The sequence below is a fragment of the Alteraurantiacibacter palmitatis genome, from assembly GCF_037154115.1.
Classification (GTDB): Bacteria; Pseudomonadota; Alphaproteobacteria; order Sphingomonadales; family Sphingomonadaceae; genus Alteraurantiacibacter; species Alteraurantiacibacter palmitatis.
In genome coordinates, this window is record NZ_JBANRO010000013.1 from 37,171 (window position 1) to 55,241 (window position 18,071).

Genomic DNA, 18,071 nt, shown 5'->3' on the forward strand with positions numbered 1-18,071 from the left:
ATGATGCCTTACCCTGCCTTTCGCTGCAAATAGGGGAAACCCCTTATCGCTGCGGCCACACCTGTTTGCCGGCAGGCCGGCACCGTTTGCGACCCGCACTTGCCGATTCTGGCTCTCATTTGCACCTGATCGATGTATTTTTCCTCCACTGAATCGCTGAGAATGCTGTATCCTTCCGAATCTCCAATCTCAAAATGGTATTTTTCCTACGCGTGCGTAAGGGCCGGCGCGTGCTCTGCCGGGCGTGGGCCACCCGCCGTTCAGGGCGCAGGTCTGCACGCGACAAAGTGTTACAGACTTTATCAATCTCGCCACTGGCGCCGGCGCGTTTTCATGCCTAATCTGAGGCGCAAAACCGGGCCTCTGCGCATGGCAGGGCGCCGGTCGACACGGTCAATTGGGAAGGGAGCCCGATCATTATGACCCGCAAAGGTCTCACCTCGCTTGTCGCCATCGCCGTCGCCTCGTGCGGCCTGGCTTTCGCCGCCGCCCCCGCCGCCGCGCAAAGCCGCCCGGCCGATCTCTACACTCTGCCCCCGGTGCCGACCGATTACGAACCGGCGCGCCTGCCCTGGGGCGATTACGACTTCACCGGCACCTGGCCGATCGAACGGCTGAACGAAGGCCGCATCCTGTTCCAGCGCCCCGAGCAGTACGGGATGCGGTTCTGGGTGACCGACGAGGAGTTCCAGCGCCGCCTTGACGCTGCCCGCGGCAATGACGGCCGCTTTGCCGCCGCCACCGAGAACGGCATCGGCACATCGGGCACCGAAGGGCTGGCCGAATGGTTCGAGGAAACCGATTTCGGCCACCGCACGTCGATGCTTGTCTCCCCCGCCAACGGGCAACTGCCCCCTCTGACCGAAGAAGGGATGCGCCTGTTCCGGGCGGGCCGGTCGGGCTGGGTGCCGGGCCAGGCCTATAACTGGGTGAGCGATTTCGACAGCTGGGACCGCTGCGTGTCACGCGGCTTTCCCGCATCGATGTATCCGTTCCGCTACAACAACGGCATCCGCGTATTCCAAAGCCCCGGCTACATCACCATCGTGCTCGAAATGCTCGGCACGCGCGTGGTGAAGATCTACGACAGCAAGGAAGCCGCACAGGCCGCCAAGTGGCCCGAAGGCGTGGAAGCGTGGATGGGCAATTCGCGCGGCTGGTGGGAAGGCAAGACGCTGGTGATCGAGACGACCAATATCGTCTCCGGCGACAGCGTGACCGAGGATACCTTCCGCCGCGCCGCTTCGCCGCTCAACATGGCAACGCAGTTCACCGGCACGCTGGATGTCCCCGCCTTCAACACCGTTCCGATGAGCACGCAGGCGATGACGGTGGAACGCCTGACCATGACCGGCCCCAACGCCATCGTGCACGAACTGACCTATTCCGATCCGCTGATCTACACCGCGCCGTGGACCACCCGCATCGAATGGACGCGTGACGATGATTACGTGTTCTTCGAATATGCCTGCCACGAAGGCAATTATATGCCGCGCGACTATATCAACGCCAGCCGTGCGCAGCAGGCGCGCATCGCCGCCGGAGAGGAAGCCGCGATCTCCGCCGAGGAGGACGACCGCAGCCGCTTTGCCCGCCCGTTTGACTGGGATCCGGGCACCGGCCCGCGCAACGCGCCGGGCGCCGGACGCGGCGGCTGATCGCCGGAAAGGTCGGCATCCGGCCTGACAGGAAAGAGGCTCCGGAGCGCAGCCGGAGCCTTTTTCGTTTCGGCCTGAAGCAGATTGCAGATTATACTCTGGGATGTCCTACGCTGCCCCGACGAGGAGATGGCCGATGAAACTGGCACTTGCCCTGACACCCCGCACATCTGTGTCCGCTTTGCTGGCTGCCGCGCTTGCCGGATGCGCTGCCGCCCCTGATGGCAATGACGCAGCCCCGCCATCCGCCCAGCGCCCGCAAATTCAGGAACCGCTGGTCGATCTGCGCGGCACAAGCTGGCAGCTGGTCAATTTCCAGTCGTCGGACGATGATATCGGCACGCTGGTTCCGCCCAACCGCGAAGGCTACACGCTCACCTTGGACGCCGATGGCACGGCCAACCTGCAACTGGATTGCAACCGCGCCAGTTCGCGCTGGTCGGCCGACCCGGTCGTGGGACGCAGCGGTTCCATCACTTTTGCACCGGGCGCGATGACGCGGGCCTATTGCGGAGATGCAGCGATGGATTCGCGCATCGCGGCCGATCTGCCCAATCTGCGATCCTGGGTGATTGCCGATGGTGATTTGTATCTGGCGCTGGTGGCCGATGGCGGCATTTACCGGTGGACCCCTGCACCCGCGCAATAGCCCCCCTCTTGCCATCGCCCCCAAGCTGTTGCAGCTTTGCTGGCGGAGGATCGCCCTTTGGGATGAGGGGGCTGGAATGACGGCAACCGCCGATGGCACAAGCGCGAAACTGCGCGTGGCGAATGATCTGACCTTTGCCGATCTGGGACGGGCATTGGCCGCCGGATGGGCCGACTTCCGCAGTTTTCCCGCATTCGGCCTGTTCTTTGCCGCCTTTTATGTGGTGGCAGGCTGGGCGCTCTGGTTCGTGCTGGTTCAGCGGGGCCAATGGGTCTGGCTGGTGCCCGCCGCCGGATTTCCGCTGATCGCCCCTTTCACGGCGGTGGGGATGTATGAGGCAAGCCGTCGCCGCGAGGCCGGTCTGCCGCCCGATTGGCGCGCCGTGCTGAACGCGGTGCGCGGGCGCGGCGATGGGCAGGTGCTGGGCGTGGGCGTGGTGGCCTTCGTGATCTTCTGCTTCTGGGTCATCATCGGCCACGGCATCTTCTACATCTTCATGGCGCAAGCGGGGATGACGAGCGAAAGCATGGCCTTCTTCGCCACTCCGGCGGGCGTGGCGATGCTGGCCTTTGGCACCGCTGTGGGCGCAGGGTTTGCCCTGCTGATCTTTGCGCTGACCGCAATCAGCCTGCCCATGCTGGTCGACCGCGACATGGATTGCATCACCGCAATGGTCGCCAGTGTGGCGGCCGTGCGCAGCAACCGCGCGGTCATGCTGGGCTGGGCCGCGCTGATCGCCGTGGCGCTGTTTGCCGCGATGCTGCCCGCCCTGCTGGGCCTGCTGCTGGCGTTGCCGTTATTCGCCCATGCAAGCTGGCACCTCTACCGCCGAGCCGCCGCTTGAAACCGACAGGGGCAGGCCCTCACCTGCCCCACCCTTTGCCCGCGCTACTCAGCGGCAGGAGGCGGCATTGTCGGGACGGAATCCGCGCCCACCTCCTCCTCGGTGGAGAAGTCCACTTCCTCGGCCACCTCCTGCAATCCCTGCACCAGCGCCAACGCGAACCCGCCGCCACCGCTGATGCTGCTGGCGCGGATGCGCAGCCGTTCCAGCCAGTCGCCGCCTTCCACGACAAGCGTGCGAAGATCCACGGCTATGCGGGCATTCAGCCCTTCGCCACCGTCGTCATTGCTCAGCACACTGGAATAGCCGAGCGGCGTTTCGAAACCGAGTTCAAGGAAGGCGTCGATACCGCTGGGAAAATCGCTGTCCTCGATCACCGGCGTGGTCATGTTGATCGTGACTTCGCCCGCACCCGCGCGGATTGCGGCAATCGCTTCTGCGCCAAGGCGGAAGGTGACGTAGCTGTCTTCCCCGTCATAATCGCCATAATTGGCCTGCGTGATATAGCCTTCCAATGCCTCGCCAAAGCCCAGCACCTGCTCGCTCGTAGCCGCCGCCAGTTCGCGCAAGGGAGCGACACGCAGGGAAAACTGGCCTTCGCTGCTGTTATAGGCCGAGGCCGCGATGGTGTAGGTGCCGCTTTCGGGCAGCCGAACGCGCAGCAGCGAATTGAGCCCTTCGCCCCCGTCATCGTCGCGCGCGACCTCCTCGCCCATCGTGCCATGGCCGCGATACAGGATCAGCAGCGGGTCGAGATCATCGCCCCGTGCGGTGAGCGCAACCTCCAGCAATTGCCCCGCCTCGCCGCGGATCGTGTAGAGGCGCGGATTGCCCCCGGTCAGCCGCCCGCGCATTTCCGATCCGAATTCCACTGCGGTGGTGGGTTCGGGCACGAAGGCGGTAGGACGCAATTGCAGTTCGAACGGCCCGCTGGTTTCCTCACCCGAAAAGAAGGCGAAGGCCGAGACGGTGATTTCCACCTGGCGGCGCGCTTCGGTGACAATGCGCGCACGGCTGGCGAGATTGCCGCCGCTGTCGTCATCCTCGGCCAGCACTTCGCCGGTGCGCGCATCGGTGATGGTCAGGACGGGATCGAGATCCGAACCTTCCTTGGGGATCACATCGACCTGCAGCGTGGTATTGGGCTGCATGGTGTAACGAAACACCGCCGGCGCACTGGTCACCGCGCCGTCAAAGATCAGCACGTCGCTGCGCGCATTGTCGAGATTGCGGGCCGATTGGGCCGTTGCCGCCACCGGCAACATCGCCGGAACCAGCCCGGCCGCAACCCCGGCCAGCAGAACCGCCCGGAACCCGCGTGTCATATGCCGAATCATGAAACCCCCTTTGCCGCCAGAATGGCGCCCCTTGATACCGGAGCATTGGCACCACAAAGCGGATAATTCGTCAAAGATTAATGGAAGCTGCGCGGCAATTCAAAGGGCTCAATGCGGCCATTCATCGGCCAGCACGCCCCACAGCCAGGTGTCGCACCAGCCAATATGCGTTTCCATCGCGCTGCGCAGATGCGCCTCGCGCGTGAAGCCCAGCCTTTGCAGCAGGCGGTTGGAAGGCGTGTTGCGCGGGTCGGTATCGGCAAAGACGCGGCGATAGCCTTCGGCCCGGAACAGATGCGTCACCAGCGCGCCCACACATTCGCCGCCAATGCCCCGCCGCGCATGGGCGGGCAGGACGAGATAGCCGATTTCGGCAACGCCGGGCCGCTGTTCCGATGCCACGAGCCGCGCCACCGGATCGCCTCCAGCGCGCGGCACCGCTACCCATGTCCTCCCGCCCCACTCCCGGTCGAGCAGCCATGCGGCGAACTCCTCACGGCTTTCAAAGGGGCCGCGGCTCCAATAGCGCATCACGTCAGAATCGCGGAAAGCGGGCAGCAGCGCATCCACATCGCCTTCCTCCACCCCGCGCAGGGTGAAGCGCGGCGTTTCGATCCGCGGAATCACGACCCGGCCAGATGGGCGACCAGCGCCTGCACCTTCTTTTGCCGCCATTGCGGGCGCGGGGCGACCAGCCAATAGGCGCGGCGGCACTCCACCGGCGCGTCCGCTGCCACCAGCCGCCCGTCCGCCAGCGCTTCGGCCACCAGCGGCAGCGGCATGGCCGCGCGGCCAAAGCCGGCAAGCGCGGATGACAGCGCCTGCCCCGCATTGCCTACCTGCAACACCACATCTGCGCCATCGGGGGCGGGAAAGCCCGGCCAGCTTATCCAGCCATCGGGCGCGCCCGGCGCGGCAACCACGGCCTGCGCCCCATCGGCCAGCTGCACGCCTTCCAGTTCCCCCGGCCCTTCGACAAGGCGGATGGCGAGATCGAGATTGGCCTCGGTAAAATCGGCATCCTCGTCCGCGATCAGCTGAAAGCGCGCATCGGGATGGGCGGCGCGAAAAGCCGCCAGCCGGGGCGCAAGCCACTGGGCGTAGAATTCGCGCGGCACGGCAATGGCATAGGCGCTGCTTGCCTGCCCTGCCTGCATCGCCTGCACCGCTTCTTCAAACTTCAGGAACCCGTCACGCAAGGGGTCAAGGCCTGCCACCGCCTCGTCCGTCAACTCCAACCCCTTGGAGGTGCGGCGGAACAGAACCACGCCCAGCACATCTTCCAGCGCGCGAATCTGCTGGCCCACGGCGGCGGGCGTCACCGCCAGCTCATCCGCCGCGCGGGTGAAGCTGAGATGCCGCGCGGCGGCATCGAATACGCGCAAGGCGTTCAAGGGCAGATGGGTGCGTTTCATGGTTGTGCTGCGCCATGTAAGCGGGCGGCGCGAAGGCGGCAAGCGGGTGCGCGCAATATCGCTTGACCGCTTGCAGATGAAACCACAGGACTTGGCAAATCCTTGTCGGAGTCTTTCCCGCCCATGCTGCGCCGTCTTGCCGCCTTCGTCATGTTGCTGATTGCCGTTCCTTCTTCCGCGCTGGCGCAAAGCATGGTCGATGGCCGTTTCCGCGCCGATATTCCCACGCTGGAACAGGTGGTGGGGCACCGTCTGGGGGCGCAGATTACCTCGCCCGAAGAAGCACTCGCCTATATGCAGGCGCTGGAACGCGCCGCGCCCGACCGGGTGCGATTGGTGGAATATGCGCGCAGCTGGCAGGGGCGCCCGCTGGTCTATGCCGTCATTACCTCTGCACCCAACATGGCGCGGATCGCGGCGGTGCGCGCCGATCTGGCGCGGCTGGCGGGCGGCACCGCGCCGTCAGCCCTCCCCAACCTCCTGCCGGTGACATGGCTTTCCTACGGCGTGCACGGGGACGAGATTTCCTCCACCGATGCCGCCCTTGCCATGGCCTATCACCTGCTGGCGGCTGAAGGCGATGCGCAGGTTGACCGGATCATGGGCGGCAGCGTGGTCATCATCGACCCCAGCCAGAACCCGGATGGACGCGCGCGCTTTGTCCATTCCTTCCGTTCGCAGGCAGGCCTTGCCCCCTCGGCTGACCGTTACTCCGCCGCCGCCGACCAGCCCTGGCCCGGCGGGCGGTTCAACCATTATCTGTTCGACCTCAACCGCGACTGGTTCGCGCTGACCCAGCCCGAAACGCGCGGGCGTGTGGCCGCCATCCAGCAATGGCAGCCGGTCGTGCTGGTCGACGCGCACGAGATGGGGGGCGATGAAAGCTATTTCTTCCCGCCCTCTGCCGATCCGTTCAACCCGCACATCACCGGCGGCCAGCGCGACAAGCAGGTGCTGCTGGGCCGCAATATCGCCGCCAGCCTCGACCGAGCGGGCCAGCCCTATTTCACCCGCGAAGTGTTCGATGCCTTCTACCCCGGCTATGGCGACACCTGGCCGACGCTGAACGGCGCCATCGCGATGACATTCGAGCAAGGCAGCGCGCGCGGCCTGTTGTGGGAACGCAAGGACGGCACGCTGCTGACGTATGAGGAGGGGGTGCGCAACCACTTCCTCGCCAGCCTCGCCACCGCGCAGACCGTGGCCGACAACGCCGCGCTGTTTCTGGGCGATTATGCCGAATACCGGCGCAGCGCGGCGGCGGGGCAAGCAGGCATCGGCACCTATGTCATCGACCTTGCGCAGCGGCGCTGGAACGCCGAACACCTCGCCCGCCGTCTGGTGGCGCAGGGCATTGCCATTGGCCGCGTGAACGGCCCCGCCACGGCCTGCGGGCGCAGCTATCCGGCGGGATACCTTACCATCAGCCGCAGCCAGCCCGCCGCGCGCCTGATCCGCAGCCTGCTCGATACCAACACCGCGCTGCCAGGCGAGTTTGTAGCCGCGCAGGAAGCGCGCCGGGCCCGCGATCTGGCGCACGAGCTGTATGACACAACCGCCTGGTCGGTGGGGCTGATGTCGGGCGTGGATGTGGCGCTGTGCAGCGGCGCGGTGGCGGCGGGTGCAGCGGTTTCGGCGGACGAGGCGCTCATCTCCCGCGTGGATCAGCCCGGCGCGTTTGGCATGGTCGTGCCGTGGACTGACAGCGGGCAGGCGCGGCTGGTCGCGCTCGCTTTGTCGCGCGGCCTTGTGGGCCGGGCAACCGACACGGCCTTTGCCATTGGCGGGCGCGATTTCGGGCGCGGCAGCGTGGTCTTTTCCCGCGCCGACAATCCCGAACGCCTCGACGAACTGGCTGCCCTTGCCCGCGAGATCGGCGCAGAAGCGCTGGCGCTGGAAAGCGGCTGGGTCGACAGCGGCCCCAATCTCGGCAGCGAGCGCTTTGTGCGCCTGACCGCGCCGCGCGTGGCGATGCTGTGGGATGACGGGGTCGATCCGCTTTCGGCCGGAGCCTTGCGCTATACGCTGGAACAAAGGCTGGGCGTGGCGGTGGCCCCCATCCGCACCCGCACGGTGGCCCGCGCGCAGCTGGGCCGTTACAATGTGCTGGTGGTGCCCGATGGCAGCTATGCCCGCGCGCTCGGCAGCGCTGGCCGCGCGGCGATTGCCGCCTTTGCCAATGGCGGCGGCGTGGTGGTGGTGGTGGGCGAGGCGATGGCCGAATTCAGCACCGGCGACAACACGCTGTTCGCCCTGTCGCGCGAGACGGTGCTGGGCGGCGATCCCGAAGCGGAGGAGGTGGAAGAGCAAGTCGCGGGCAGCGCGATTGCCACCGAGGCCGATTACCGCGCGGCTATTGCCGATGGCACGCGGCGGCCCGATACGATGCCGGGCGCGCTGCTGAACACCGCGATCGACGCCGACAGCTTCCTGTCCGCCGGATATGACCGCTCAGCGCCGGTGGTGTTTGCCAGCGGCGATCTGGTCTTTGCCCCGATGGCGCGGGCCAATGGCGTCAATGTGGTGCGCTTTGCCGCGGCTGATGCCTTGCTCGCCAGCGGCTATCTGTGGGACGAGAACCGGCGGCAGATGGCGTTCAAACCTTTCATGGTGGCGCAGCCTGCGCGGCGCGGTCTGGCGGTAGGCTTCGCCTATGATCCGGCCACACGCGGCTATCTCGACGGGCTGGATCTGCTGCTGGCCAATGCCGTGGTAATCGCCCCGGCGCGGGTGCGGTAGGGTCAGGCCGCAGCGCTATCGTCGCCCCTCACTCCACCGGGTCAGGCATCACCAGCCGGAAATGCGGGATGGCCACAAGGAAGCTCTGCCCGGCCTCATCGGTGAAGCTGTAATGGCCCTGCATCGCGCCTTCGCTGGTGGTCAGTTCGCAGCCTGACACATAGTCAAAGCTTTCGCCCGGCGCGAGGATCGGGGTTTCGCCAACCACACCTTCGCCATCGACCACATTGATCATGCCGCGCGCATCGCTGATGCGCCAGTGGCGGGTGCGCAGGCGGACCACATCCTCGCGGTGGTTTTCCATGCGGATGTGGTAGACCCAGAACCACCGCCCCGCTTCCACCCGCGATTGTTCGGGCATGAAGTTGACCGACACGCGCACCGTTACGCCCGCCGTGGTGGCGACATACTGAAACAGCGCGTTGAGAGCATCGCGGGTCATCACAATTTGCACAAGGTAACGGCAAACGCCCCGGCGGCAAGAGGGCTTTGGGTCAGGGGCTGCCGATTTTGCGCGAAGCCCCGACGCGATTACCCGGCCACCGCAGCAAGCGGCACCGCCAGTTCCCAGACAATGCCTTGCGCAGCATAAGCAATTGCCGCCGATCCGCCGAGCGCGCGTTGCGGCACTTCGCAGATCAGCCTTGTGCCAAAACCTTTGCGCGTGGGCGGCTCTACCGGCGGGCCACCGCTTTCGCTCCAGCGCAGCAGGAAGGTGCCACCCTCCACGTGCCAGCGCACATCGACCTCGCCTCCTTCTGCCGACAGCGCGCCGTATTTCAGCGAATTGGTCGCCAGTTCGTGCAGCGCCATGCCAATGGTTTCGGCGGCGCGCGGATTGATCGCAATGTCCGGCCCTTCCGCCGCGACCGTGCCCGCCGCATCGGCAGCAAAGGCCAGTTGCAACTGCACCAGTTCGGCCAAGGGCACTTCGCGCCATTCACGGCGCACCAGAATATCCTGGTTCACCGCCATGCACTGAATCCGCTGCTGGAACCGGCGCACGAATTCCTCGTCCCCCTCCACGCTGCGGCGCAGCAGCGCCTGGATCGTGGTGAGCATATTCTTGGACCGGTGATTGACCTCCAGCAGCAGCAGGCGGATCTGTTCGGCCTGTTCGCGCTGTTCGGTGATGTCCGAATTGGTGCCGAACCAGCGAATGATCTGGCCTTGGTCATCCCGGATCGGTTTGGCCCGGCTGAGGAACCAGCGCCATGCGCCATCGTGCCGGCGCAGGGGGAAGATATCTTCCCATTCGTCCCCGCTCGCCAGCGCTTCGATCCACCGCTGCTTGACGCGGGGGAGGTGGTCGGGATGCTGCACCCTTTCCCAGCCCCAGCCGTCCATTTCGGCAAAGGTGGTGCCGGTGTAATCGTACCAGCGCTGCGAATACCAGAACAGGTGGCCGTCCGGGTTTGCCATCCAGCACAGCGGGGCGATATTGTTCGCCAGCGTTTCAAAGCGTTCCTTCGCCTCGCGCAATTCGACCTGGTTGCGCAGGTAACTGCCCGCATCGCGCGCGATCTTGCTGGCACCGACGATCTCGCCTGCGGCATTATGGACCGGCGATACGCTGACCCAGACATCGATCAGATGCCCGTCCCGGTGGCGGCGGCGCGTCAGGCGCTGGCCCACCTTCACCCCGCTGCGGATCATGGCCAGGATCTCGTCCTCTTCGTGCTGGCGATCCTCGGGGAGAAGGCGGCGGATCGATTGCCCCGCCATCTCCGCCGCAGACCAGCCGAACAGGCGTTCCGCCGCCGGATTCCACGACAGCACGATGCCATCGGTGTCCTTTGCCACGATGGCATCATCGCAGGATGCGACAAGCGCCGCGTACAAATCAGTCACTTCTGGCAAGGCGCGATCCATCCACATCTCGCACGAAAATTTCGCGGGAGCGCCTAATCGTTACAAAGGCGAACGATGAATTGCGACCGATTTGCGACGAACCGAAGCGGGGGCTGTCAGATGGCGGCTGTCAGAAACCGGCCTTGGCGAAGGCCTGATCCAGATCCTCGATCACGTCGAGCGGATCTTCCAGCCCGATATTGATGCGGATCATGCCTTCCTCCACGCCCATTTCGGCGCGGCCTTCGGCGCCCATATTGTGGTGCGTGGTGCTGGCCGGGTGGCAGGCGAGGCTCTTGCTGTCGCCGATATTGTTGGAGATATCGACCAGTTCCAGCGCGTCGAGCACGGCAAAGGCCGCCTCGCGCCCGCCATCCACCACAAAGCTGAAAATCGGGCCAAAGGCATCCATCTGCTTTGCCGCCAGTTCGTGCTGGTGAAACGAAGGCAGGCCCGGATGCAGGATCGGCTTGCCGAGCCGCTCCTCGACAAACCGGCCTACGGCCAGCGCGTTCTCGCTCTGCTTGTGGGCGCGCAGGGGCAGCGTTTCCAGCCCCTTCAGCACCACCCAGGCATTGAACGGCGACAGGACAGGGCCGGTGTTGCGCTGGAACGGCGACAGAACTTCGTTGATCCACTGCGCGCTGCCGCAGATCGCGCCCGCCAGCACACGGCCCTGCCCGTCCATCAGCTTGGTGGCGGAATAGGCGACGACATCCGCGCCGAATTCCATCGGGCGTTGCAGCGCGGCGGTGGCAAAGGCGTTGTCGACAATCGTGGTGATCCCGCGCGACTTCGCCAGCCCGCACACGAACGCCAGATCGACGATATCGAGCGTGGGGTTCGCCGGCGTTTCGAAGAAAAAGACCTTGGTGTTTGGCTGGATTGCAGCTTCCCACTGCGCATTGTCGCGCCCGTCCACCACCGTATGCGTGATGCCAAAGCGGTTGAGCACATTGGCCAGAATCCACCGGCACGAGCCGAACGCCGCGCGGCCCGCGACCACGTGATCGCCTGCCGAAAGCATACACAGCAGCGCCGATGTCATCGCCGCCATACCGCTCGCCTGCACCTTGCACGCCTCGGCCCCTTCCATCGCGGCCACGCGTTCTTCCAGCATGGCGACGGTGGGGTTCTGGAAGCGGGAATACTGCATCCCGGTGGCTTCGCCGGCAAAGCGGGCGGCCACGGTGGCGGCGCTGTCATAGGTATAGCCGCTGGTGAGGAACAGCGCCTCGCTCGTTTCGCCATGTTCGCTGCGCGTGGTGCCTGCGCGCACGGCTCGGGTGGCGGGGCGCCATTTGGAAGTCAGCGCGCGGTCGGTTCCGGAAGTCCTTTTCATGGGGCAAGCGTTTAGGAGTGTGACCCACCGCCTGCAAGTGTTGCGAAATGCCGTGCTGCTGCTTTATCGCTGGCATCCGCATGAGCCTGCCCCCTGCCCGCCCTGCCGATCCGATCCGCTGGCATCTGCTGCTGGCGGCGGTGTTTGCCGTGCTGTGCGCCGTGCGGCTGACGATCCCGTCAGAGCCGTTTTTTGACGAGGTGCATTACCTTCCCGCCGCGCGCGCGCTGCTGGATATGAGCCAGGCGCTCAATCTGGAGCATCCGCCATTGGGCAAACAGGCCATCGCGCTGGGTATGCTGCTGTTCGGAGACACTCCGCTCGGCTGGCGCAGCGTGCCCTTCGCCTGCGGCGTGCTGGCGCTGTTTGCCGCCTGCCGCGCCATGTGGTTTGCGAGCCAAAGCCGCGCGGCCAGCCTGCTGACCGGGGTGTTCCTGATCACCGGCTTCCCGCTGCTGGTGCAGGCGCGCATCGCCATGCTCGATGCCGTCATGCTGGGTTTCGTCATGCTGGCCTTGTGGATGTGCGCGGGCGCGGTGCGCGAACATGAGACCGCGCGCTGGCGGCTGGCGATTGCCGGCGCGGCTTTGGGCGCGGCAATGGCGGCAAAGTGGAACGCGATCCCCCTTGCCATGCTGCCGGGTCTTGCCTTTCTTGTCGCGCGGGCATGGCAGGCGCGCGCGCGCTTCCTCACCAGCAATCGCGGCTGGCCGATCGGCGGCATGACCTTGTGGGAAGCAGGCATATGGCTGGGGCTGCTGCCGCTGGCGGTTTACGCGCTCAGCTATTGGCCGTTCCTGCTGTTTGCCTATGTGCCGGGGGAACCGAGCGGTCTGATCGAGCTGCACCGGCAGATGCTCGATCTCCAGATGCAGGTGCTCGCGCCGCATCCCTACCAAAGCCAGTGGTGGCAATGGGCGACGAATGCCCGCGCAATCTGGTATCTGTATGAAGTCGCGGACGGGGCGCAGCGCGGGGTGGTGCTGCTGGGCAATCCGCTGTCCTCGCTCGCCATGCTGCCCGCTTTGCTGTGGTGCCTGTCGGCGGGCCTGAAAGACGGGCGGCGCGATTGCCTCGCGCTGGCGGTGCTTTACGCGGTCAGCTTCGGGATGTGGATTGTCGCGCCAAAGCCGGTGCAGTTCTACTACCACTATATCCTGCCGCATTGTTTCGGCATGGCGGCGCTGGCCTTGGCGACCGAGCGCTTGTGGCAAAGGGGAGAGCGGCTGGTCCCCGCCGTGCTGGTTGGGGGATCAGCCGCCCTGTTTGTGTGGTTCTACCCCATCCTGACCGCTGCGCCGTTGGAGAGCGATCAGGACTTTCTCCGCTATGCCTGGCTGGAAGGCTGGCGTTAGGCAGTTACGCGCTTGCCGCCACGCGGGCCAGCAATGGCCCAGACGATGAAGCCCAGAATGGGCAGCAGCACGAGGCCGATGGTCCAGCCGATCTTTGCACCGGTGGAGGCGCCGCTCGTCAGCACGTTGTAAATGGCATACAGCGCCAGCAGCAGGCCGATAAGACCAAGGATTTCCATGATTTGCTCCTGTTTTTTAAGAGACGGTCTCGTGTCCGTCCGATGATACAGGAATGGCCGGGGGCGCGGTTTGGTTCCCGGATTGTTACCGGAACCGACCCCAGACAAACTTGCTCGACAGCGCGTAATTCCACACCGAGGCGAGGATCACGCCCACCAGCGCCGCCGCCCACCAGCGCCAGCCATGGCCTTGCAGATAGGTCGACACCGCCACATTGGCAAAGGCCCCCACCGCGCAGGTGGCGCAGAACCCCGCCCAGCCCGCCAGCATGGCCCGCGCGCCTGACAGGCGCCGGTCGCGGTAGGTGAGGAGGTTGTTGAGCCAGAAATTGAAGGTCATCGCGGCAAGTGTCGCCGCACCGGTTGCCAGCGCAAAGGGTAGCAGGCCCGTGCGGAACAGCGCGGCCAGCACCGCCATATGCACCAACACCCCCAGCCCGCCGACCGTGCCGAACAGCGCATAACGCACCGGGATGAGCCGCCCCAGATAGCGGTCATACAATCCGGCGAGAAAATCCAGCACCACGCCATGATCCAGCTTGCTTTCCCCCGCCAGCCTTGGGCCAAACTGCATGGGCAGTTCCTTCACCCGCAGGGGCGGGGAAGCGGTGGCAAGAATATCGAGCATGATCTTGAAACCAATGCCCGAAAGATCGCCCGCCTGCCGCCTCAGCTGGTCGCTGCGCATCAGGAAAAAGCCGCTCATCGCATCCGACAGATCGCTGCCCGTCAGCCGCCGCGCCAGCGCATTGGCGATGCGGCTGCCCTTCTCGCGCCGCGCATCGGCCAACCCTTCGGCGCTGGCCCCTGCGGCAAAGCGGCTGGCATAGGCAAGGTCCGCCTCGCCCCCTTTCACTGCCTCCAGCATATCCAGCAGCAGCGCCGGGTCATGCTGGTGATCGGCATCCATCACCGCGACAAAGGGCGCGGCAGTGGCGCACATCCCCTCTATCGCCGCGCTGGCAAGCCCGCGCCGCCCGATGCGCTGGATCACGCGGATGCGCGGATCTGTGCGGGCGATGCGGCGCGCTTCTTCCGCCGTGCCGTCATGGCTGTTGTCATCGACGAACAGCGCTTCCCAGCCCGCGGGGCCAAGCGCGGCCTCCAGCCTTGCGACCATCGGCGCGATATTGCCCGCCTCGTTCAGCGTGGGCAGCACCACCGCGAGTTCGAGCTGCGGGCCAAGTTGAGCGCCGAGATTGCTCACCGCCCCGCCCCTTCGTTACAGCCGCGCGACCACCGCGTCGCCGATTTCAGCGCAATTGGCGCTGCCGCCCAGATCGGCACCCTTGACGCCATCGGCCAGCGCCTTGGCCACGGCGGCTTCCACGCGTGCGGCTTGCGCGTCCAGCCCCAGCGAATGGCGCAGCAGCATGGCAAGCGAGAGGATCATCGCCATCGGATTGGCCTTGCCCTGTCCGGCAATATCGGGCGCGCTGCCGTGGATCGGCTCGTACAGCCCCTTGGTGCCGAAAGCGGTCTGTGTTTCACCCAAGGATGCGCTGGCGAGCAGGCCGATCGAGCCAACACACATACTGGCCTGATCGGACAGGATATCGCCAAACAGATTGCCGGTGACGACCACATCGAACTGGCCCGGATTGCGCACCAGCTGCATCGCGGCATTATCGACATACATATGGCTGAGTTCGACATCGGGATATTCGGCGGACACCTCGATCACCACATCGCGCCACAACTGGCTCGTTTCCAGCACATTGGCCTTGTCGACGCTGCACAGGCGCTTGCCCCGGCCCTGCGCCGCGCGGAAGGCGACATGGGCAATGCGGCGCACCTCGTCCTCGGCATAGGACATCAGGTCAAAACCCTGCCGCCGCCCATCGGGCAGCGTGCGGATCGCCTTTTCCCCGAAATAGACATCCCCGTTGAGCTCGCGCACGATCAGAAGGTCGATCTGGCGCGCGACTTCGGGGCGCAGGGCCGACATATCCTCAAGGCCCGCAAACATGGTGGCGGGGCGCAGATTGGCGAACAGCGTCAGCGCCTGGCGCAGGCCCAGAATTGCCTGTTCGGGGCGCAAATGCCGCTCCAGATTGTCGCAAGCCGGATCGCCTACCGCGCCGAACAGCACGGCGTCTGCCGCCTTGCACAGCTCCAGCGTTTCGGGCGGCAGCGGGTGGCCGTGATTGCGGTAGGCAACGCCGCCCACATCGGCATCGGCGGTTTCAATTCCGGCGATATCCAGCGCGGCGAGCACCTTCTTGGCCTCTGCCATGATTTCCGGGCCGATACCGTCCCCGGCAAGACAAGCGATTTTCATTCCACCATCCGTTGCAAAAGTTCGCGTAACCTCTCGCGCGCCGCCATAACGCCTGCGCGCCGGTCGGCAAGAAGGTAGTGGTCAAGCGGCTTTGCTAGCGCGTCCATGACGGCAAGGATTTGCGGCAAATCGCCCGCGGGCCTCTGCCCCTGCCCGCCATAGCCCAGTTCGCGCAGCAGCAGCGTTTCATACGCCACCAGCGCCCCCGCCCAGCCGCGCGCGGACGGGGCAAGGCATATGGCATCGAGCAGCGCGCCCAAGCCCTCGTGGAGCGAGGGGTATGGCTGGCGTTCGGGCAGCGCGGTGGCGGTCAGCGCCGTGACCCAGCCGATGGCAGCGGCGGCCAGCGGCTCGGCCAGAAAGGGCGCACGGCTGGCCTGCAATTCCACCTTGGCAAAGGGCAGCTGGCTGTCCGAACGGGACGAAATCTGCACCTCCACCCCGTTGCCCGCGATCAGCACAGGCCGCAGATTGCGCCCGCGTCCGCCCGCGACATAGGCAGCGACAAGGCCGTGTTCGGCCGTCAGGAACCGCGCCACCACGGCGGTTTCGCCATGCGGACGGGTGGCAACCAGAATGGCAGGGGCGCGCAATTGCATGGGCGCGGGGTGTGCCGTGTAACGCCCTGAGGGGCAAGCGCGGCTGCGTCAGCCCTTGGACTTGCCTTCCAGTGCGGCGAGGCGGGCTTCCAGAGCTTCCACCTTTTCGCGGGCATTTGCGGCCATCTGCTTGACCGTGTCAAACTCCTCGCGGCTGACGAAATCCATGCCGCCCAAGGCTTCCTTCATCCGCTCGCGCGCGCTGTCGCGGGCTTCACGGGTCATCCCCGCAAGCGTTCCGGCGGCGGCATTGGCCAGTTTGACGAAGTCGGCGATGATCGGGTTTTCGCTTTGCATAGGTCTTATCTGGGCCTGATTGGCGGGATTCTCAACCCCTACAATTCGATCCGCTGCACGGCGTTGTTTACCTCAATCTCGGCCGCGTTGGGGTTCAGTTCAAGGAACTGCCAGGTCAGCACCGTGGCAAAGCACACCCACGCCAGATAGGGCACCAGCAGCCATGCAGCGGCACGGCGCACCTTGGCGAACAGCCAGATCGTCAGCACCAGCGCGGCCAGCAGCGTCAGGATAACCGCCAGCGCCAGCGGAATATCATGCATGGCGAAGAACACCGGCGACCAGGCGAGATTCAGCGCCAATTGCACGACGAAGGCGAGTATAGCCCAGGGCCGCCAGCGTGCCCCCCACGCCGCGCATACCATGGCCAGCGCCACGCCCATCATCACATACAGGATCGACCAGACGATGCCGAACGCGGCGGGTGGCGGATAGATCGCGGGCTTTTCCAGCGCGTCGAACCACGGATTGCCCGGCCCGCTGCCGGCGAACTGGCCCGACATAAATCCCAGCAACAGCACGGTGGGCACCAGGAACAGTGACCAGCGCAGCAGGCTGGCGCGCAATTGGCCGGGGGTGGCAAGGCGGTTCATCTTCGCTCCTTTGCAAGGCCAAGCCGGCTGGCTGGCCCCGGAATCACGAAGCGCGGAGTGTGGCGAGAGGTTGCCGTCAGCGCAAGCAGGCCTGCGCCGACGGGTGGATTAATCCCCGCCCCTTTGCGCCGAAACCAGAAACTCCACATTGCCCTCGGTGCCCTTGATCGGGCTTTCGATGATGTCATCGATCACCCAGCCGCACAGTTCCAGCCAGCGGCGCACCTCGGCGCAGACGCGGTCGTGCAGCCGGGGATCGCGCACAATCCCGCCCTTGCCCACTTCGCCCTTCGCCACTTCGAATTGCGGCTTGATCAGCGCCACCAACCGGCACTTTTGCGCAGCAAGTTGCAGCGGCACTTCCAACACCTTGGCCAGCGAGATGAACGAGGCATCGCACACCACCCAATTGCACGGCCGGTCGATCAGCGCAGGCGTCAGGTCGCGGGCATTGGTCTGTTCAAGCACGGTGATGCGCGGGTCGCCGCGCAGCCGGTAATCCAATTGGTTGGTGCCCACATCCACGGCAAAGACATGGGCCGCGCCGTGATGCAGCAAGACCTGCGTGAAACCTCCGGTGGAACTGCCGATATCCATGGCCACCGCGCCGGTGGGGTCGAGGCCAAAGCTCTTGATCGCACCGTCCAGCTTCACCCCGCCGCGCCCGACCCACGGATGATCGCGGCCCTTCACCTCAATCTCGGCATCGAGCGGCACCTGCTGGCCGGGCTTGGCCACACGCACGCCCTTGGCGAAAACCACACCCGCCATCACCAGCGCCTGCGCCCGGGCGCGGCTTTCCGCATCGCCCCGTTCGACCAGCAACTGGTCGATCCGTATCTTGCCCGGTTTCTTCTCCGCCATGACCGGTGCGATAGGGGCCAGCGGCGGACAAGCGCAAGGGGCAAGGGGCCGACTGTCGGGTTCCTGTC

General features: G+C 65.6%; 18 protein-coding genes. 5 read left to right on the plus strand and 13 right to left on the minus strand.

The annotated features are described in order from the left end of the window. Window positions 1-419 precede the first annotated feature (419 nt). The 3 genes from WFP44_RS14585 (at window position 420) to WFP44_RS14595 (ending at window position 3,151) form a co-directional block, all read left to right on the plus strand. Window positions 420-1,658: a hypothetical protein gene (locus WFP44_RS14585; protein WP_336927355.1), complete on the plus strand. Its 1,239-nt coding sequence runs from the start codon at window positions 420-422 to the stop codon at window positions 1,656-1,658. Window positions 1,659-1,794: 136 nt separating this feature from the next. Further along, the gene (locus WFP44_RS14590) at window positions 1,795-2,307 is read left to right on the plus strand and encodes an META domain-containing protein (RefSeq protein WP_336927356.1); all 513 of its coding nucleotides are present in this window, start codon (window positions 1,795-1,797) and stop codon (window positions 2,305-2,307) included. Between the two features lie 76 nt (window positions 2,308-2,383). Continuing rightward, window positions 2,384-3,151 (plus strand): DUF2189 domain-containing protein, encoded by a 768-nt coding sequence (locus WFP44_RS14595; RefSeq protein ID WP_336927357.1) that lies wholly within the window; start codon window positions 2,384-2,386, stop codon window positions 3,149-3,151. Between the two features lie 44 nt (window positions 3,152-3,195). Here WFP44_RS14595 and WFP44_RS14600 read toward each other — a convergent pair whose 3' ends face one another. The 3 genes from WFP44_RS14600 to WFP44_RS14610 form a co-directional block, all read right to left on the minus strand. Beyond that, on the minus strand, window positions 3,196-4,476 hold the full coding sequence (locus WFP44_RS14600) for a PPC domain-containing protein (RefSeq protein ID WP_336927358.1): 1,281 nt from the start codon (window positions 4,474-4,476) through the stop codon (window positions 3,196-3,198). 120 nt (window positions 4,477-4,596) lie between these two features. After that, window positions 4,597-5,115 (minus strand): GNAT family N-acetyltransferase, encoded by a 519-nt coding sequence (locus tag WFP44_RS14605; protein WP_336927359.1) that lies wholly within the window; start codon window positions 5,113-5,115, stop codon window positions 4,597-4,599. Continuing rightward, complete coding sequence (locus WFP44_RS14610) at window positions 5,112-5,903, minus strand: LysR family transcriptional regulator (RefSeq protein ID WP_336927360.1); 792 nt, start codon at window positions 5,901-5,903, stop codon at window positions 5,112-5,114. The genes WFP44_RS14605 and WFP44_RS14610 overlap by 4 nt, the downstream gene beginning before the upstream one ends. 123 nt (window positions 5,904-6,026) lie before the next feature. Here WFP44_RS14610 and WFP44_RS14615 point away from each other — a divergent pair, with 123 nt between their 5' ends. After that, entirely contained in the window at window positions 6,027-8,642 is a 2,616-nt protein-coding gene (locus tag WFP44_RS14615; RefSeq protein WP_336927361.1) for a M14 metallopeptidase family protein, read from the plus strand. A 28-nt stretch (window positions 8,643-8,670) separates the two neighbouring features. Here WFP44_RS14615 and apaG read toward each other — a convergent pair whose 3' ends face one another. From apaG to WFP44_RS14630, 3 genes are all read right to left on the minus strand, one after another. Further along, window positions 8,671-9,084 carry a Co2+/Mg2+ efflux protein ApaG gene (gene apaG / locus WFP44_RS14620; RefSeq protein WP_336927362.1) on the minus strand — a complete coding sequence of 138 codons (414 nt, stop codon included), beginning with the start codon at window positions 9,082-9,084 and terminating at the stop codon, window positions 8,671-8,673. An 89-nt stretch (window positions 9,085-9,173) separates the two neighbouring features. After that, window positions 9,174-10,493: a sensor histidine kinase gene (locus WFP44_RS14625; protein ID WP_336927363.1), complete on the minus strand. Its 1,320-nt coding sequence runs from the start codon at window positions 10,491-10,493 to the stop codon at window positions 9,174-9,176. Window positions 10,494-10,623: 130 nt separating this feature from the next. After that, window positions 10,624-11,835: a trans-sulfuration enzyme family protein gene (locus WFP44_RS14630; RefSeq protein ID WP_336927364.1), complete on the minus strand. Its 1,212-nt coding sequence runs from the start codon at window positions 11,833-11,835 to the stop codon at window positions 10,624-10,626. 80 nt (window positions 11,836-11,915) lie between these two features. Here WFP44_RS14630 and WFP44_RS14635 point away from each other — a divergent pair, with 80 nt between their 5' ends. Continuing rightward, complete coding sequence (locus WFP44_RS14635) at window positions 11,916-13,190, plus strand: phospholipid carrier-dependent glycosyltransferase (protein ID WP_336927365.1); 1,275 nt, start codon at window positions 11,916-11,918, stop codon at window positions 13,188-13,190. Here WFP44_RS14635 and WFP44_RS14640 read toward each other — a convergent pair. The 7 genes from WFP44_RS14640 to WFP44_RS14670 form a co-directional block, all read right to left on the minus strand. Continuing rightward, window positions 13,187-13,369, minus strand: a complete 183-nt coding sequence (locus tag WFP44_RS14640) for a PLD nuclease N-terminal domain-containing protein (protein WP_336927366.1) — start codon at window positions 13,367-13,369, stop codon at window positions 13,187-13,189. The two genes, WFP44_RS14635 and WFP44_RS14640, sit on opposite strands and share 4 nt — an antisense overlap. An 85-nt stretch (window positions 13,370-13,454) precedes the next feature. Then, window positions 13,455-14,576: a glycosyltransferase family 2 protein gene (locus WFP44_RS14645; RefSeq protein WP_336927367.1), complete on the minus strand. Its 1,122-nt coding sequence runs from the start codon at window positions 14,574-14,576 to the stop codon at window positions 13,455-13,457. A gap of 15 nt (window positions 14,577-14,591) precedes the next feature. Then, the gene (leuB, locus tag WFP44_RS14650) at window positions 14,592-15,650 is read right to left on the minus strand and encodes a 3-isopropylmalate dehydrogenase (protein ID WP_336927368.1); all 1,059 of its coding nucleotides are present in this window, start codon (window positions 15,648-15,650) and stop codon (window positions 14,592-14,594) included. Next, window positions 15,647-16,249 (minus strand): DNA repair protein RecO, encoded by a 603-nt coding sequence (gene recO, locus WFP44_RS14655; RefSeq protein ID WP_336927369.1) that lies wholly within the window; start codon window positions 16,247-16,249, stop codon window positions 15,647-15,649. The genes leuB and recO overlap by 4 nt, the downstream gene beginning before the upstream one ends. 48 nt (window positions 16,250-16,297) lie before the next feature. Beyond that, on the minus strand, window positions 16,298-16,546 hold the full coding sequence (locus WFP44_RS14660; RefSeq protein ID WP_336927370.1) for an accessory factor UbiK family protein: 249 nt from the start codon (window positions 16,544-16,546) through the stop codon (window positions 16,298-16,300). 38 nt (window positions 16,547-16,584) lie between these two features. After that, the gene (locus tag WFP44_RS14665) at window positions 16,585-17,139 is read right to left on the minus strand and encodes a TspO/MBR family protein (RefSeq protein WP_336927371.1); all 555 of its coding nucleotides are present in this window, start codon (window positions 17,137-17,139) and stop codon (window positions 16,585-16,587) included. Window positions 17,140-17,247: 108 nt separating this feature from the next. Then, on the minus strand, window positions 17,248-18,003 hold the full coding sequence (locus WFP44_RS14670) for a TlyA family RNA methyltransferase (RefSeq protein WP_336927372.1): 756 nt from the start codon (window positions 18,001-18,003) through the stop codon (window positions 17,248-17,250). Window positions 18,004-18,071: the final 68 nt, after the last annotated feature.

What these genes read in the sequence shown, in the direction of transcription:
- WFP44_RS14670 (WP_336927372.1), bottom strand. Translation starts at nt 18,003, where the DNA reads ATGGCGGAGAAGAAACCGGGCAAGATACGGATCGACCAGTTGCTGGTC.
- WFP44_RS14640 (WP_336927366.1), bottom strand. Translation starts at nt 13,369, where the DNA reads ATGGAAATCCTTGGTCTTATCGGCCTGCTGCTGGCGCTGTATGCCATT.
- WFP44_RS14635 (WP_336927365.1), top strand. Translation starts at nt 11,916, where the DNA reads ATGAGCCTGCCCCCTGCCCGCCCTGCCGATCCGATCCGCTGGCATCTG.
- leuB (WP_336927368.1), bottom strand. Translation starts at nt 15,650, where the DNA reads ATGAAAATCGCTTGTCTTGCCGGGGACGGTATCGGCCCGGAAATCATG.
- WFP44_RS14665 (WP_336927371.1), bottom strand. Translation starts at nt 17,139, where the DNA reads ATGAACCGCCTTGCCACCCCCGGCCAATTGCGCGCCAGCCTGCTGCGC.
- WFP44_RS14590 (WP_336927356.1), top strand. Translation starts at nt 1,795, where the DNA reads ATGAAACTGGCACTTGCCCTGACACCCCGCACATCTGTGTCCGCTTTG.
- apaG (WP_336927362.1), bottom strand. Translation starts at nt 9,084, where the DNA reads ATGACCCGCGATGCTCTCAACGCGCTGTTTCAGTATGTCGCCACCACG.
- recO (WP_336927369.1), bottom strand. Translation starts at nt 16,249, where the DNA reads ATGCAATTGCGCGCCCCTGCCATTCTGGTTGCCACCCGTCCGCATGGC.
- WFP44_RS14610 (WP_336927360.1), bottom strand. Translation starts at nt 5,903, where the DNA reads ATGAAACGCACCCATCTGCCCTTGAACGCCTTGCGCGTATTCGATGCC.
- WFP44_RS14585 (WP_336927355.1), top strand. Translation starts at nt 420, where the DNA reads ATGACCCGCAAAGGTCTCACCTCGCTTGTCGCCATCGCCGTCGCCTCG.
- WFP44_RS14595 (WP_336927357.1), top strand. Translation starts at nt 2,384, where the DNA reads ATGACGGCAACCGCCGATGGCACAAGCGCGAAACTGCGCGTGGCGAAT.
- WFP44_RS14615 (WP_336927361.1), top strand. Translation starts at nt 6,027, where the DNA reads ATGCTGCGCCGTCTTGCCGCCTTCGTCATGTTGCTGATTGCCGTTCCT.
- WFP44_RS14660 (WP_336927370.1), bottom strand. Translation starts at nt 16,546, where the DNA reads ATGCAAAGCGAAAACCCGATCATCGCCGACTTCGTCAAACTGGCCAAT.
- WFP44_RS14630 (WP_336927364.1), bottom strand. Translation starts at nt 11,835, where the DNA reads ATGAAAAGGACTTCCGGAACCGACCGCGCGCTGACTTCCAAATGGCGC.
- WFP44_RS14600 (WP_336927358.1), bottom strand. Translation starts at nt 4,476, where the DNA reads ATGACACGCGGGTTCCGGGCGGTTCTGCTGGCCGGGGTTGCGGCCGGG.